Here is a 15,560-nt window from a genome sequence, read left to right as displayed (position 1 = left end):
ACTTTATCCTTTTTTCTTAAATATTATACGCACTACTGTGATTAAAGCTAGAAAAGTTCCAAGTCCAAGAAATAGCCAGGCAAGATTTTCAAAACCTGATTTATTAGCCAAAAGGGCACCGGAAAGTAGAAATCCCAATGACAATAAGGCTAAAACCAGATTATTTAATACTTTCTCAAAAACTTTAATTCGACCCGAAAAGTTAATAAAATCATGGTTCACCACAATTCGTCCGTTTAAAATTTGCTCCAAGAGCTGATGCAGACGACGTGGAATGTTCTTCCCATTGCGAATCAGATAAAAGAGTTCAATCAGGATACTCTCTTTATTCAGGGCCTGCTTAAGCATATCAGGTCCCATATTTTCTAGGAAGTAATCCTTGGCCAGGGTCATAAGATCCATATTTGGCGCTAACTCTCGGAAAATCCCCTCAATTTGAAGCGAAGCCTTCTCCAAAATGGTAATTTGAGAAGAGGCTTTAAGATGATTTTTCTGGAAAATAGCCATCAAATCCTGCAGCAAATCTGTTATAGAGAGACTTCCCAAGTCAATACCAGAATAACGACCTAACATTTGCTCTACATCTTGACTTAGAACTGCACGATTAAAACCATTATCAAATTGTGTAACGGACAAGATGGCCTTGGTCATACCATCAACATCTTGTGCGGTAAAACTGTACAGGATGTCATTTAAGGACGCACGCATCCCCACTTCCAACTCCCCCATAATTCCAAAATCAATGAAATAAATCTTGCCATCACGTACCAACAGATTTCCAGGATGGGGGTCACCATGAAAATAGCCATCTTTGAAGACTTGCTTGATAAATGACAGCATAAGTTTCTTGCCCACATCTTCTAAGTCATAGCCAGCCTCAATCAGTTGGCTGTAGTGATTAAGCGGAATCCCATTGATATACTCTTCAACTATGAGGTGAGGTGTCGTGAAGGTATCATAGACCTCGGGGACACCTAGACAAGCAACAGCCCTGTTATTGGCCTTAAAGCACTTCATGGCCTCTGCTTCATTCCTGAAATCTAGTTCCTTAATTAAGGTTTCACGCAGATTTTCCAAAACCTCCTGAACATCGACCATGGGGATAAAATGCTTTGGTATGTGCCGTGCAAGCTTAATGAGAAGCTGAATATCTTCCTTAACGACCTCATCAATACCAGGTCTCTGGATTTTTACAATCACTTCCTGACCAAACAATAATCTAGCTCTATGGGTCTGAGCGACAGAACCAGAAGCTAAGGGCTCTTCCGAAAAATCAAGGAAACTGTCAGAAAGCTCATTAGGTAATTCTCGCCTAATGGCAGTCATGACTTCCTCTTTATTCAAGGGAGGAACCGAGCTCTGGAGCTTTGATAATTCTTTGATATAGTTTTCTGGCAAAAGGTCAGAGCGCGTGGATAAGATTTGACCAATTTTAACAAAACTAGGTCCTAATTGCTCAAAGGCTTGGCGTAGCTTGACAGGTGTTGTCTGTTGGTCTTGAGGAAGATGCTTTTCACGATAAGAAAGGAGACCAACTGACGAGAAAACCTTCAACACATGTCTCAATCGTTTACTAGCCATTTTAGACTCCTTACATTTTATTTATTTTGACTGAGCAAAGCGTCAAGTTTTTCTTCAAGACGTTTCACATCATCCTTAGTCGCATACTCAACTGAAGATTTCTTAGCATCAAGCTTCGCTAAAAATTCTTGAGCTTCTTCCTTACTTTGACGTTTGAGCTCTTGTTCCAGTTCCTTACCTTCTTCAACAGTCAAACGCCCCTTTTCAACCAACTCTTTGACAAAGCTATCGGCCTTATCAACTGTCATAGCAGTCAACCCGATTCCAGCTAAGAGAACTTTTTTCAAATCATTCATTATCGTTACCTCCATCTAAGTAGGAAAAGCAAAGAGATAGACTCGCTACTTCTTCGGAAAATATAAGAACGCTTTCACACTTTTATTCTACCACTTTTTCAGAAAATATGTGGAATAACATAAACAAAGTTATTGTGTATTGAAATACTTTATTTTTACTCATAGAAACAGAAACCCAGATATATCAATGTTGTACTTTAATACTAAAAAGAATCTCAAATATTTTTGAGATTCTTAGCCATATTCTATTTGTAAAGGGCTTCACCATTACTTTCGATAACAGACTTATACCAAACAAATGATTTTTTCTTATAACGAGCCAAGCTACCACTACCATCATCATTGCGATCAACGTAGATGAAACCATAACGTTTACTGAGTTCAGCCGTTGAAGCTGATACCAAATCAATTGGCCCCCATGTCGTATAGCCCCAAAGTTCTACACCATCTTGAAGGGCTTCGCCAACTTGAATCAAGTGTTTTTGAAGGTAATCAATACGATAATCATCTTCAACTGTTGGACCATCTGGGCCATCAACAAGAACATCCTTGGCACCTAAACCATTTTCGACGATAAACAATGGCAACTGATATCGATCATAGAAGTCATTCAAAACTAGTCGAAGACCGATTGGATCAATAGCCCAACCCCATTCAGATTTTTCAAGGTAGGGATTTTCGACACCACCTAAGATGTTGCCTTTTCCAACCTTATAGTCTTGCGGATTGTGTGCTGTTGCCACAGACATATAATATGAGAATGAAATAAAATCAACGGTATTCTTTAAGATTTCTTCATCACCTGGAGCAAATTGTATTTCAATACCATTCTCTTTGAAATAGCGTTTAATATAGTTTGGATATTTCCCACGCGCATGGATATCTGAGAAGAGATAGTTTTGATTTTCAAACTCGTGAACAGCCAACTGATCCAAGGGATTAGCTGTCATTCCATAAGCTGGCATGGCAAGAACCATACAACCAATCTTAAAGTCAGGGTTGATTTCATGACCAATCTTGGTTGCTGAAGCTGACGCGACTAACTCATGGTGGACTGCCTGATAGAGATCCTGTTTAGAGAGCTCTTCCATAGGGGTCGCAATACCACCTGACATGAATGGTGCATGTAAAACAGAGTTCACTTCATTAAAGGTCAACCAATATTTGACCTTATCTTTATAGCGTGTGAAGACTGTACGGACATAGTTTTCATAAAAACCAATCAATTTACGATTTGTCCATCCATTGTATTCACGTGCTAAGTTTAGAGGTGTTTCATAGTGAGACAAGGTTACAAGTGGTTCAATGCCATACTTAGCCAATTCATCAAAGACTTTATCATAGAAAGCAAGCCCAGCTTCATTTGGCTCAGCATCATCACCATTTGGAAAAATACGAGACCAAGCGATTGACATACGAAAGACCTTGAAGCCCATCTCTGCAAAAAGAGCGATATCCTCTTTATAACGGTGATAGAAATCGATACCTTCTAACTTTAAATTATCTGGTGTTGGTTGATCAGTAATCAATGGATTTAAAGCCCCGGGTTCAAAAGGAACACCGCCTTTTGGAGTCACATCTTGCACAGACAAGCCTTTGCCGTCTAGGTTATAGGCTCCTTCAAATTGGTTGGCAGCTGTTGCACCACCCCAGATAAATTCTTTTGGAAATGTGTAAGTCATCTTTTATCTCCTCGTCTTGTTTAATATACTAATAGTATAACACTTAGAAAACGATTACACTTATACTATCTTATTGATATCTGATACTATAGTACGAAAAAAACAGACCCAAGTCTGTTTTAATTAATCATTATTTTCAATAGTATTTGCTGCTTTGGCCTCTTCTCGCCTAACAACATTATCTTTAACAATCTGATAAAGGGTAGCGGCTACTGGCACAGAAACCAACATGCCCAAGATACCACCCAAGGCAGAACCTATGGTGATAGCGAAGATAACCCAAATACCAGGAAGTCCGGTAGAGCCACCAACCACATAAGGATAGATGAGATTTCCTTCAAACTGCTGCAAAATAACCACGTAGGCAATAAACAAAAGTGCCAAGGTCACAGAGTGCGTCATAATCAAGATGGTACCAATCGTCACACCGATATAGGCCCCCACAACTGGAATCATAGCTGAAAAACCAATCAGGATAGAGATAGTCGCAGCGTATGGAAAATCAAAGATACGCATCCCAATATAACACAAGGTTCCCAAGATACAAGCCTCAATCGACTGATAAACAAAGAAATTGCGGAAGCGATTATTGAGAATAGCAACCACATAGTGGAAAGTCTTACCATAACGTCCTAAATAGACATCTACCAAACGATTGACCTGATTCCCAAGTTTCTCCTTCCCAGCCAAGACATAGCAAGAAAAGACGATACTGATAAAGAGATTAATCAAGGTTGATGGTAGACTTGTTAACGAAGTCAAGAAGCCGGTCAAACCATTCATGATTTGTTGAAGCAACTGAGCACTGTAGCTATTGATTAGCTCTCTAACCTGTGTCACACCACCAAGATCTTGAATAATTTTTTGCAAGGACTTGTTTTTAAGCAACCAATTAATCAAATTATTAATAGCTGAACGGTCTTGACTAATCAAGGTATTGATACTGTCAATCAAATCGGGAAGAACAGTGAAGACGACCCAAGTAAAGACCAGACCAATGGTTGCCAATGCAGAGAGCAGAGCAATGGGACGCTTGATTTTAGTGATAAAACCAAATGGAATAAACTTGACCAGTAGCTTCTCATAAAAAGACATCAAGATATTGACCACAAAGGCAATCCCTGCTCCAACCAGGAAGGGCTGACTGGCAACGTAAATTGTGTTACAAATTGAAACAACTGTTTCCCAGTATGTATAGATCAAGAAACAGCTGAAAAAGAGGACAGCCAACCAAATGAACTGATTTTTTGTAAATTTCATAGGAACTCCAAAATTTAAAATACCCTTCCATTATACACTAAGAAAGGGTTTCTTACAATCTTTGATCATAGAAAGCCGCTAAAATTCCACCAACTCTTGATCAGCTATTGGATCTATCAGCTTGACAAAGTGAAAGCTCGATCCATCGTAATCAAAAACTAAGATGGCACAATTGCCTGGACAAGACTGAAAGGCCCGCTCTGGCTCAACGGCATGAAGAAAAGTCATCAAGGCTCCAGCGTGACTAACAGCTAAAATAGATTGGTCAGGATGCTTATCTACTATCTCCTTAGCACTCGCAACAACACGCGCAACGAACTGATCCTGACTTTCCCCACCAAACTGGGCATAGTGGTCACCAAAATGCCCCACAACAGGTGTCTTGGGATGAAGATACTCTGGCTGACCTTCAAAAATACCAAAATGCATTTCTTTTAGCCCCTTAACACGTTGATAATCAGTACGCCCAGTCGCCAATTCAATGGTATCAGAAGCTCTTTCAGTTGTCGTACAATAATACTGATCAAAAGTCATATCATGTTTTTCAAAATAAGCACGGACCTGACGAGCTTGGTCCCGACCTTTTTCGGTCAATGGAGAATCACACCAACCTTGAATCCGATTGAGTGTGTTAAAAAGTGTCTGTCCATGTCGCATTAAATAGAGTCGTGTCATTCTTCGCCTCCAAAGATATACTCTTCTTCTACAGGATTATATACTGAAACCAGTTCAAATTGCCCTTGATCATAGGTAAAATGTAAGATGCAACAATTTTTAAGACCACGAATATCTGGGGCGGGATTTAAAACACGTCTACAAAACTGCAAAATAGATGGTCCATGACTAACTAGCAAGGACTTAGAACCATCGGCCACACTCTCCATGATGGCCCTAATAGTTAACTCCATACGATCCCGAACCTGGGTCGTACTCTCGCCACCAAATTGAACAAAGTAATCACCAAAGCCTTGTCCATCAGGTAAGGTTTTAGGAGTAAGATACTCTGGCTGGCCCTCAAAAGCTCCAAAATCCTGTCCCTTAAGACCTTTAAGTCTTTCATAGTCTGTTCGTCCAGTCACAATTTCTAGGGTATCACTAGCTCTCTCAGAGGTTGAAGTAAAGACATGATCAAAAATTGGCTCCTGCTTGGCTAGATACTGACCAGCCTTTTTAGCCTGTTCGATCCCGACTTCCGTTAAAGGGGCATCGCAGACCCCCTGAAGCCTATGCTGAACATTAAACCGTGTTTGTCCATGCCTCATTAAATAAAATTCTTTCATAATGTTACCTCTAAACCAGAAATCGGATCAATCACCTGAAGAAGCTCCAATTGACCTTGGTTATAATCATAAACACAAACATTACAATTTCCAAAGCCCACTCCTTCAGGAAAGGCCAAGTCCATGAAAATGATTAATCCCCATAAAGCTGCTCCATGACTGACAAATAGGAGATTCTCAGCACCATCTTTTGTGTGTTCTTCTGCTTTCTCTAAGACAGTCTTTAAGACCCTCTGACCGACCTCGCGAATATCTTCACCTCCGTATGGAACCAAGAGATCTTCAAAGGAGCGTGAACCTGGTCGATGTTTGGGGAGGAGGTGCTCTGGTTGAGCTTCAAAAGATCCAAAGTTCATTTCTTTAATTCCCTTGAGTTGGATTACCAAATAGTCAGGCGCCACAATCTTGGCCGTATCAGTCGCTCTCTCTTGCGTAGAGGAGTAGACAGCATCAAAAGAAATACCTTTCTTTGCAAAGTACTCCTTCACTTGTTCTGCCTGCCAAATCCCATTTTCAGTCAAGGGAGAGTCACACCAGCCCTGAACACGCTTTTGTGTATTAAATAGTGTCTCACCATGTCTCATTAAATATAACTTCATTACTCTACCACCCTATCTTTAAACCAATCCTAAATAATCTTCCAAGACAGTCAATACTCCTTGGTCTTTATGATGGGGAGCAATCTGATCAGCCACTTGTAAAATAGCTGGACTGGCATTTTCCATCGCATAAGAGCGGCCAGCCATTTGCAAGAGCTCAAGATCATTGTCTCCATCACCGAAAGCCATGACATTATTTTCAGACAAGTCCCAGTGGTTAAGAAGCTGCTTGAGTCCCCAAGCCTTGTGCATGCCTTTTTGAATGAAGTCAATAGCACCAAAACCACTTGGAACAGCAACTAGATTGCCATCAAAATCACGATTAAAAGCCTGTGACACACGATTAGCCTCTTCAGGACTCAGCAACATGGTAATCTTGATGAAATCATCATCTAAATCCTCCAGCCCATTCAAACGTTGAATGGATGCTTCCATGGCGGCTTGCTCTTCTTCTGTTATCATCTCAGCAAAATTGACCCTAGACCCTTTTAACATATAGGAGCCTTTAGCACCATTAAATATAGTTGACCTATCCAACAAATCATAATTAAAATAGCTTAGCAAGTTTTCAACATCATTTGATGCCATGAACTCCTGACACAGAAGCTTGCCATAGCTAACCACCTGACCACCATTTTCGGCTACAAAATGCAGGCGGTCAAAAGTCTCCGCAAACATCGGTTTAAGGCGACTCATACTATTACCTGAGGCAACAACAAAGTGCATATCACGCGCAGTGATGGCATCCAAAATCTGACTAAAACGCTCCTTATCATAGCTCCCTTTATCGTCTAAAAATGTTCCATCCATATCTGATGCAATCACCTTAATGGTCATAAAGCACCTCCTTGACTAACTTATCCCTATTATAACCCTTTTGGAAAACGCTTACCAGTACCATACTAGGAAAAACTGATACTATTCTTGGATATTTAATGGTCTTAGGATTGTTTTGTAAGCCTAGATTGTTTATAATTATAGTATGAAATTGAAGAATATTTTAAGAATACTATTTTCTCTTCTAATGATAGGTGCCATAGTTGGTGGACTGCTCTACCTCACCATCTATTTCAACAATCGAGATATTAAGAAGCTTTCCATGCCATCAAATAAGGATGGATTGAACTTTACCATAAAGAATAAAGAGCTCTTAGATCAGTCTGTCTTACTTGAAAAAGGCAATATTAAAAATGTAGACATGCAGATTCTCTCCTTCAAGAAGGACGGAAAATATGTCCTACAAAAAGGAAGAACCGAAGATAATAATCCTGAACTCACAGAGCAAAGTATTAAGTACGAAGCTAAGCGACGAGAAGCTCTTGCTCTTATTAACTCTGGTTTTTGGTCTTACGAAGGGTTAGATCGTCCTTTCACTCAAAAGGAAATCGAATTGGGCAAAACAGGCCTTCTATATGGAGATGATCAAAATAATATCACTGCCGGAACCTATCCAAATATCGACACAGCTAAAATGTTTACCCACATGGGAAGCAACGGTTGGGATACAGGTGCCTTTGGTATTCTCATTAAGGATAAAAAAGTAGATAAGACCTGGGAAAAAGGTGACCCTGACCAACCAAATGCTCGTTCCATTTACGTAGAGACCTATGATGGTATTATCCGTATTATCCAAACCTATGGCCACAACTCCCTTAATAAGGGCTTGAATCACGAAGACGTCTATAAGCTTTTAAAAAATATAGGCTACTCGAATATTCGTCTTGCCTTCCTACTAGATGGTGGTGGAACGACTCGTATGTACACGCGATCTGATAATGGTAAGGAAAAGGTTGCTGGTGCCTTTGTCGACAATAGAACCTATATTGAGTACCTCTACCTCACCAAGCGTGATACTAATGCTGCTGATCCAAATATATGGCGTGATCCAGAGCTCGTAAAAGCAGGTAAATCCAAGTCAATCACTTATGACGACTATATTGAAGCAATCTATTCAAATGGAAAAGTTCCAGGAACCCAATACCAGTTTGAAGTCTCCAAATAATGCAAAAAATCCTCACAAGCATGAGGATTTTTTTTCTTATTTTAAATTGTTCAATGCAGTAAGTAGGTAGTGACCATCACGAATACCTTTACCGACACGCTTGGTATTTTCAACCAAATCTTGGTAATCAGTATCTGAAAGATTGTCAATTGTCGCCTTCAATTCATGAAGTGACTCTACTGCAATTCCACAGCCGTTCTCAAGCACAAAATGAGATAAGGCTGACTGTTTCCAAACGACAAGTGGGAATCCTGAGGCCAAGTAAAGTGACGCCTTGTGAGAGTTGTTATAGCGAAGGTACTCGCCGAAAACACCACTACATGTCTCAGCACTGTCGCCATCCCAGACAAGCCCAAAACCACCCTCAAGGGCCGCAGGAAGCTCATCAGGTAGGAAGGAACCAAAGTAGTTCTCATTCTCAAGAGCTCTGCTTTCGTCGAAGCCGACACCATAAAGGTTATAAGCAGGTTCTTCAGGAAGAGAGTAAAGATAACCAGCTTTTTCTTGTGCCAAGTTACCAGCTACAATAATTGGCTGATTCTTTGTAAGACCCGTCTTCTCTTGGAAATTTGGAATCAAATAGTCAAAAATACCAAGACTGACAATCTTATCTTCTGCAACCCCTTTATCCACTAAAACAGATTTCATAATTGGATTGTGGGCAATGATACCATCAGCTACACCAAGAAGACCTGATTCTTGAATTTGAACCCGAATCTTATGTTTCAAAGGTACTGTATCCAAATTGGCATAGCGTAAAACTTCCAAATCGTGGATAATAAAATGAACTTTTACGCCTTTTTTCTGTGCTTTCTTTACATGATGTGTTGTGAAAAAACTATGATGAAGCATTGGGAACTGGATAAGTAACTCATCACCTTGCTTTAGTTGATTCAAGGCCTGTCCAAAAGCCTTCGATTTATGAAGTTGTGCTTTAAGTGTACTCATCTCGTACCAATTATCAACTGAAAGAACCAAGGCTTGATAACCTTCTCTCTTTACAATTTCTTCAACATCATTACGTGCCTTATTACCGGCATTTTTAACATTGTTATCGTGTAAAAATTCTTCTTTTAAATAGTATTTCATCTCTTATTTCTCATTTTTCAAAAGCTGATTTTTCAGGATAGCGTTCTTGTAAGATTTCCTTAAAACGAATGATATTCTCCTCTTTAAAGTCAACTTCATCATTCACACAAAGCAATTTTTTATGTTTATCTTTAAAGATACTCTCTAACCTATCTATTTGATGTAAATTTATCGTTTCACCAAAATTCTTTGATATAGGATAAAACTGATTACTTTCAATATGCCAATACTGACAGATATATTGATTAACGTCTACTTCGTAGTTTCTAATTTTATTTCGTGACGTTCTATCTAAGGTTTCTCCCTCAATTTGCCATAAATTCGCCAAGGTGCTTTTTTTCATTGGTGTAGCTAAATGGTTGTTCACATAGCCAGTCGGCCCCCATGGCAAAAGTAGCAAGTTTTTCAAAACTAAATGCCCATAGCGGTAGTTAAAAAATTTCCAAGGCGAGGACTTTAGGGCCTTCTTATTAGGAAAATGACGATAAATTAACTCAACATTTTTGTAATATGTATTTGTATAAGCTGACCAAGGAACCAAAGCATCATATACAGCAAAAAGCTTAGGTTGACCATTTTTATAAAAATCCGAAGGTTGACTATCCCTAATCAAGTACACATCATCATTGAAATAGAGATAGTTTTCCGACAAGCCTTCGATACGATGGAGATTAAGCTCAATTGCTGCTGAATTATAGGTAGGTAGATACTCTTCAGGCATAAATTCCTTATGAGTAATCCATCTGAGTTTTGGATGCTCCAAGTTCAACCAGTCAGGTTTTTGTCCGTTGGTAACTAAGTAAACATTATTCACCCAAGGGGCATGTTTTTCAATCATTCGGAACCAGTAATTAAAAATTCCAAATTCACGGTATCTTAAATCTCCATCAACTAATTCATTAGAAACTGAGATTTGGCCTGTTACTTCTTGTTTCTCACGGATAAACTCCGGGTCACTGCCATCTACCCAGAGGACAACGATATCAATTTTTTCTTCTGTCATTTACTAAATTCTTTCTCTACGACTTCCAAGGCACGCTCAATCACCACGTGCATGTCGTAGTATTTATAATCTGCAAGACGTCCACAGAAGATAACCTTGTCATTTTTCTCAGCTTCTTCTTGGTACTTAGCAAACATGGCATTGTTCTTTTCATCATTGATTGGGTAATATGGTTCATCTCCACGTTTCCAATCAGCTGGGTATTCACGTGTAATAACTGTCTTAGGTTGTGTACCATACTCAAAGTGCTTATGCTCAATGATACGAGTATAAGGAATCTTACGCTCTGTGTAGTTGACCACGGCATTTCCTTGATGATTTTCTTCATCCAAGACTTCGTGTTCAAAACGAAGACTGCGATACTCCAACTCACCATGTTTATAATCAAAGTACTGGTCAATCATTCCTGTAAAGACAACTTTTTCAGCTGAAGCTTCAAGCTCTTCACGATTGGCAAAGAAGTCAACTCCAAGCTCTACTTCTACATCTCCAAGCATATTTTCAATGATGACATTGTAACCACCGATCGGAATTCCTTGGTAACGGTCATTAAAGTAGTTGTTATCAAAAGTCAAACGAACCGGAAGACGTTTGATGATAAATGGTGGAAGGTCTGTGGCAGAACGTCCCCATTGTTTTTCAGTGTATCCCTTGATCAACTTTTCGTAGATATCTGGACCAATCAACTTGATAGCTTGTTCTTCCAAGTTTTTAGGCTCAACATCTTTCATATCAGCCGTTTGCTCAGCAATCTTGTCCTTAACTTCTTGAGGAGTCTTAGTGCCCCACATAGCATAAAATGTATTCATGTTAAATGGAAGGTTGTAAAGACTGCCCTTGTAGTTAGCAATTGGTGAGTTGATATAGTTATTAAACTCAGCAAATTGGTTGACATAATCCCAAACTTTTTTATTTGAGGTATGGAAAATGTGGGCACCATACTTGTGAACGTTGATACCTTCAACATCTTCACAGTAGATATTGCCACCGATGTGATCACGCTTGTCAATCACTTTTACTTTTTTGCCACGTTTTGTAGCTTCATGTGCGAAGATTGCCCCAGACAAACCAGCACCAACGATAAGATAATCGTACATATTTTTCTCCTTAGTTTTTCATTAACTGTTGCTTCAAGTCTTTCATATCAACGACACGTAAGACAATAATCAAGACGATATAAGTGATAGCACCGACAAGACCATCTACTGCTACATTTAGCATTGGTTTCAATTGCACAAACATCTTAAAGACAAAGAGTCCAAGGTACATGACAACTGACGCTAAGATAATTTTTGACATGGCTGGAAGGATTGACACATCTTTGATGAATCTCCTTGAAAAATTCAATTGAATAACCCATACCAAAGCCTCTGTTAAAACTGATACAATTGAGGCCCCGACAAAGCCAAATGGAGGAATTAACAAAAGATTAAGTCCAACACTGACAACAGCCGGAATAGTCGTAGAGAGCATAAACTCACGATGTTTATTGTGTGGAATCAAAATCTGGATTCCCATAATATTTGTCCAACCGATAAAGAACATCCTAAAGACCATAATAGCAATGGCAAGATAAGCCTCTTGGAAATCTTTCCCTAGGAAGAAACTCACAAAGTCCTTATTAACAATCAAGAGACCTGCTATAATCGGGAAAATCACAAGATTATAAATCAAGAAAGACAACTCATGCATCTTGTTAACGGCCTTATGGTCTCCGCTAGATAAAAGACCAGATACCCTAGGAAGCATTACACTACCTAAAGACGTCACTAGTGTTAAGAGGATATTGATAATCTTCAATGCCTGATCATAAATACCGACGTCATTGGTAGATGACAAGGCACCCAACATCGTACGATCCAAAGTCACGTATAGTGAAATGGCAACCTGAGGGAGAAACAGCAAAATAACAGGTTTAAGATGTTTCTTAGCATAGGATAAATCAAATTGCGGTTCTCCAATGTAAGGTCTCGCTGGTAACCACATACTTAATTGCCCAAGCAATTCAAAGAAGGTCAATAGGAAAACATAGAGATACAAATCACCAGGTGTTTTCACAAATAGGAAGATAGAAATAACTCCTAAGACCTTTACCGTTGTATTCCTTGCGGTAATACGACGAAAATCCTCCAAACCTTGGAATAACCAAGAAATATCCATTCCTTTCGATATCAAGCTTAATCCTAAGATATAAGCCACCATATTTTGCATACCAGGAAAGAACAAACATAATGATGTATACAAGAAAAGAGACAAAATAGTCGCAATCAATTGGAGGGTATAAATACCCCAGAAATTTTTACGAATATCCTTTCGATGTCCTGAAATCTCTTTAGTACCATAGTTAGCAACACCTAAAGTCGCTAAAAGAATAAAGTAGGTCACAATCGAATTAAAGTAACCATAAGTACCTAAATCCTTAGAACTAAAAATCCTAGTAACATAAGGTGTCGTAATGATTGGTAAAACAATGACCAGTAATTGATAGGAAAGATTGTAGGCGTAATTTTTTAAAACTTTCATATGTATATGACTCTGTCTAGACTTTCTTGATGATATACCTCTGTTTCAATTACAAAAAATCTTTATCAGTCTTCATCACAAAGAGTCGACTAATCAATAAGATAAGAGGTGAGTAACGAAGAACAAGCATTTGCGGATCAAACATGCCATGAATAATCATAACACCTAAGCAAGCAAGGACAATATCTTTTCGATTAGTCACAAAATAATTCATGACACGTGTTAAAGCAAATAACATAAATGCACTAACAGCCAATCCATCAATTACGAGTAACTGCACAAACGAGCTATCAATAAAGTTATAGTTGCTTGAATAATTACCGAAGATGTCCATGGTTGTAAATGAAATTGGTCGACCTAATAAGGAAACTCCGAAGTTTCGGAATCCTTGAACACTAAGTCTTAGACGATTATGTGTAAATTGGTCAACAAGATGGAATAAATCACCAGTTGAATAGAAACAGAAATAGAGGGTTATAGCCAATGCTATAATAAAACCATATTTGGCAAGATTTGCTGTTATAACATTACTATCTATGAAATCAAATTTAAAGACCTTAAGACTAATTAAAGCATAAGTCAAAATCAAGAGACTTAGATAAAGTGGACTTGAGGTTGAGGTCTGTTGGTACATATAAAACGTAGCAAATAGTAGAGCTAACAACTCTATATAAGTAACCTTCTTCCCTCTAAACATAAGATAGCTACATAGGGCAAAAAACATACGTTGAGAAGCAAAGGAAACATAGTTAAATCCTAAACTATAACGATAACCACTATCAGCACTCATCAACATATTAGAAATAATGCCCATCTTACTAGCTAGAATAGTTACAAACAGCACTAAAAAGGTGGCGAAGGAGAAAGTCCCTAATAACTTCTTGAACTCTATATCCCTAGCTGAAAAAACCAACAGCAAAACGTTAATATCAGGAAGACCATCTCGATTTTTTGACACAATTAACATGGTCAAGGTAAATAATAGGAAAATTATTAATTCCTTCAAGTGGTATCTGAAATAATTTATGGTATCAGGAAGATTAATGAGTTCCTTTATCGTAATCATAACTATTGTAAAATATAACAAGATACGATAGAGGGACAAAAGACCATCCACCCTTACAAAATAAGTTGTAGTTACCAGAGATGCAAATAATACCCAAATAAAAAGAGTAAATAAATAGATTTTCTCTGAGATAAAGCGACTGCTATTCACAAGTACTTTCCATACCTTTCAATTATTCTTATTAATGTTGTAATATCATCTGCATTTTTTTGAGGTAAATCAAAAAAATATACATTCGACATCTTAACAACATTTTTATGAGGGGATTTAATATTGAAGAATCATTCCTAATAAAATCTGCCATATCTTTACTTTTACAAATTTCTTTAACGAGCTTAACTTTTTTTGTAACTAGTAATTTTTGCTTAGAAATATTGTAAATATTGCCCATCAATATTCTTGCCTTAACAGTATTATCAAGATTTGAACTATCTATATGCCAATCCTTTAGTAAGCTATCAACCAACTTCAACTCTTGAAGCTGATACTGAAGACGCTTAGGGTTATATCCCGACATAGCAGAACCTTTCCTGCCGATAACATAAACATAGTAGGAATCTTGAGAAAGATAAACCTTGTTCACATTACGATAAACATTGAGATTGAAGCGCACATCTTCACCCAACTCATACTTCTCAAAAGAAATATTAGTTTTGATAAGAAATTCTCTCCGATAAAACTTATTCCAAACAGTATAAAGCATATCCGATAAGAATAAGTCTGTAAATATCTTGATAAAATCATTTTTATCGTATAGCCCACTATAAGGAAGACACTTTTTTGTACGATTCCTCTCAGTCAGTTCCTGTTCAAAAGAATTATAGTAGCTAAATACAAGTAAATCTAAATCAGGCACAAGCTTATCTTCAAACTCAGCAAAGAGATTACCAACAAGATAATCATCACTATCAACGAAGTAGATAAACTCTCCCCTGGCTTTGGATAAGCCAAAATTACGGGCCGAACCAACACCATGGTTTTCGATATGATAGACAGAGATATTTGCGTACTCATTAGCATAAATATCACAAATACTACCACTACGATCTGTAGAACCGTTATCTATCAATATAATTTCCAAGTCATTATAACGCTGAGAAAGAATACTTTTTACACAACGATTTATGTACTTTTCAACGTTATAGACTGGAATAATAACAGAGTATTTCAAATTAAACT

Annotated in this window: 15 protein-coding genes; 1 reads left to right on the top strand and 14 read right to left on the bottom strand. The window is 38.1% G+C overall.

The features are described from left to right. Positions 1-3: 3 nt before the first annotated feature. The 8 genes from O3670_RS01175 to O3670_RS01140 form a co-directional block, all read right to left on the bottom strand. Positions 4-1,581, bottom strand: coding sequence for an ABC1 kinase family protein (locus tag O3670_RS01175; protein WP_371595697.1), 1,578 nt, complete (start codon positions 1,579-1,581; stop codon positions 4-6). A gap of 17 nt (positions 1,582-1,598) precedes the next feature. Next, positions 1,599-1,877, bottom strand: coding sequence for a phasin family protein (locus O3670_RS01170; protein WP_013990645.1), 279 nt, complete (start codon positions 1,875-1,877; stop codon positions 1,599-1,601). Between the two features lie 245 nt (positions 1,878-2,122). Further along, positions 2,123-3,559 carry a glycoside hydrolase family 1 protein gene (locus tag O3670_RS01165; RefSeq protein WP_195917958.1) on the bottom strand — a complete coding sequence of 479 codons (1,437 nt, stop codon included), beginning with the start codon at positions 3,557-3,559 and terminating at the stop codon, positions 2,123-2,125. Between the two features lie 123 nt (positions 3,560-3,682). Continuing rightward, positions 3,683-4,819 (bottom strand): AI-2E family transporter, encoded by a 1,137-nt coding sequence (locus O3670_RS01160; RefSeq protein WP_129852219.1) that lies wholly within the window; start codon positions 4,817-4,819, stop codon positions 3,683-3,685. Between the two features lie 78 nt (positions 4,820-4,897). Continuing rightward, positions 4,898-5,494 carry a histidine phosphatase family protein gene (locus tag O3670_RS01155; protein WP_038675968.1) on the bottom strand — a complete coding sequence of 199 codons (597 nt, stop codon included), beginning with the start codon at positions 5,492-5,494 and terminating at the stop codon, positions 4,898-4,900. After that, positions 5,491-6,099, bottom strand: coding sequence for a histidine phosphatase family protein (locus O3670_RS01150; RefSeq protein WP_038675967.1), 609 nt, complete (start codon positions 6,097-6,099; stop codon positions 5,491-5,493). Before O3670_RS01150 ends, O3670_RS01155 begins: the two co-directional genes overlap by 4 nt. After that, positions 6,096-6,698 (bottom strand): histidine phosphatase family protein, encoded by a 603-nt coding sequence (locus O3670_RS01145; protein ID WP_080612038.1) that lies wholly within the window; start codon positions 6,696-6,698, stop codon positions 6,096-6,098. The genes O3670_RS01150 and O3670_RS01145 overlap by 4 nt, the downstream gene beginning before the upstream one ends. Before the next feature lie 18 nt (positions 6,699-6,716). Then, entirely contained in the window at positions 6,717-7,535 is an 819-nt protein-coding gene (locus tag O3670_RS01140; RefSeq protein ID WP_195950581.1) for a Cof-type HAD-IIB family hydrolase, read from the bottom strand. Positions 7,536-7,680: 145 nt separating this feature from the next. Between O3670_RS01140 and O3670_RS01135 the strand changes: the two genes are divergently transcribed. After that, on the top strand, positions 7,681-8,700 hold the full coding sequence (locus O3670_RS01135; protein WP_173018474.1) for a phosphodiester glycosidase family protein: 1,020 nt from the start codon (positions 7,681-7,683) through the stop codon (positions 8,698-8,700). A 36-nt stretch (positions 8,701-8,736) separates the two neighbouring features. On the opposite strand, the gene O3670_RS01130 is transcribed toward O3670_RS01135, so the two are convergent. From O3670_RS01130 to O3670_RS01105, 6 genes are read right to left on the bottom strand one after another with little or no spacing between them, the layout of a single operon-like run. Further along, on the bottom strand, positions 8,737-9,789 hold the full coding sequence (locus tag O3670_RS01130; RefSeq protein WP_070577195.1) for a glycosyltransferase: 1,053 nt from the start codon (positions 9,787-9,789) through the stop codon (positions 8,737-8,739). 10 nt (positions 9,790-9,799) lie between these two features. Further along, positions 9,800-10,792 (bottom strand): stealth family protein, encoded by a 993-nt coding sequence (locus O3670_RS01125; RefSeq protein WP_070577194.1) that lies wholly within the window; start codon positions 10,790-10,792, stop codon positions 9,800-9,802. After that, positions 10,789-11,889 (bottom strand): UDP-galactopyranose mutase, encoded by a 1,101-nt coding sequence (glf, locus tag O3670_RS01120; RefSeq protein ID WP_371595696.1) that lies wholly within the window; start codon positions 11,887-11,889, stop codon positions 10,789-10,791. Before glf ends, O3670_RS01125 begins: the two co-directional genes overlap by 4 nt. Positions 11,890-11,899: 10 nt before the next feature. Next, positions 11,900-13,315 (bottom strand): flippase, encoded by a 1,416-nt coding sequence (locus tag O3670_RS01115; protein ID WP_371595695.1) that lies wholly within the window; start codon positions 13,313-13,315, stop codon positions 11,900-11,902. A 49-nt stretch (positions 13,316-13,364) separates the two neighbouring features. Then, complete coding sequence (locus O3670_RS01110; protein WP_070577192.1) at positions 13,365-14,531, bottom strand: polymerase; 1,167 nt, start codon at positions 14,529-14,531, stop codon at positions 13,365-13,367. A 31-nt stretch (positions 14,532-14,562) separates the two neighbouring features. Next, entirely contained in the window at positions 14,563-15,552 is a 990-nt protein-coding gene (locus tag O3670_RS01105) for a glycosyltransferase family 2 protein (RefSeq protein ID WP_070577191.1), read from the bottom strand. Between the last annotated feature and the right edge of the window lie 8 nt (positions 15,553-15,560).

The sequence above is a fragment of the Streptococcus sp. 27098_8_74 genome (assembly GCF_041431705.1).
GTDB lineage: Bacteria > Bacillota > Bacilli > Lactobacillales > Streptococcaceae > Streptococcus > Streptococcus salivarius_E.
This window is presented reverse-complemented; position numbering and strand designations above follow the sequence as displayed.

Bases quoted from the DNA above. Each gene is read 5' to 3' on its own strand.
- O3670_RS01175 (WP_371595697.1), bottom strand. From the start codon at position 1,581: ATGGCTAGTAAACGATTGAGACATGTGTTGAAGGTTTTCTCGTCAGTT.
- O3670_RS01170 (WP_013990645.1), bottom strand. From the start codon at position 1,877: ATGAATGATTTGAAAAAAGTTCTCTTAGCTGGAATCGGGTTGACTGCT.
- O3670_RS01165 (WP_195917958.1), bottom strand. From the start codon at position 3,559: ATGACTTACACATTTCCAAAAGAATTTATCTGGGGTGGTGCAACAGCT.
- O3670_RS01160 (WP_129852219.1), bottom strand. From the start codon at position 4,819: ATGAAATTTACAAAAAATCAGTTCATTTGGTTGGCTGTCCTCTTTTTC.
- O3670_RS01155 (WP_038675968.1), bottom strand. From the start codon at position 5,494: ATGACACGACTCTATTTAATGCGACATGGACAGACACTTTTTAACACA.
- O3670_RS01150 (WP_038675967.1), bottom strand. From the start codon at position 6,099: ATGAAAGAATTTTATTTAATGAGGCATGGACAAACACGGTTTAATGTT.
- O3670_RS01145 (WP_080612038.1), bottom strand. From the start codon at position 6,698: ATGAAGTTATATTTAATGAGACATGGTGAGACACTATTTAATACACAA.
- O3670_RS01140 (WP_195950581.1), bottom strand. From the start codon at position 7,535: ATGACCATTAAGGTGATTGCATCAGATATGGATGGAACATTTTTAGAC.
- O3670_RS01135 (WP_173018474.1), top strand. From the start codon at position 7,681: ATGAAATTGAAGAATATTTTAAGAATACTATTTTCTCTTCTAATGATA.
- O3670_RS01130 (WP_070577195.1), bottom strand. From the start codon at position 9,789: ATGAAATACTATTTAAAAGAAGAATTTTTACACGATAACAATGTTAAA.
- O3670_RS01125 (WP_070577194.1), bottom strand. From the start codon at position 10,792: ATGACAGAAGAAAAAATTGATATCGTTGTCCTCTGGGTAGATGGCAGT.
- glf (WP_371595696.1), bottom strand. From the start codon at position 11,889: ATGTACGATTATCTTATCGTTGGTGCTGGTTTGTCTGGGGCAATCTTC.
- O3670_RS01115 (WP_371595695.1), bottom strand. From the start codon at position 13,315: ATGAAAGTTTTAAAAAATTACGCCTACAATCTTTCCTATCAATTACTG.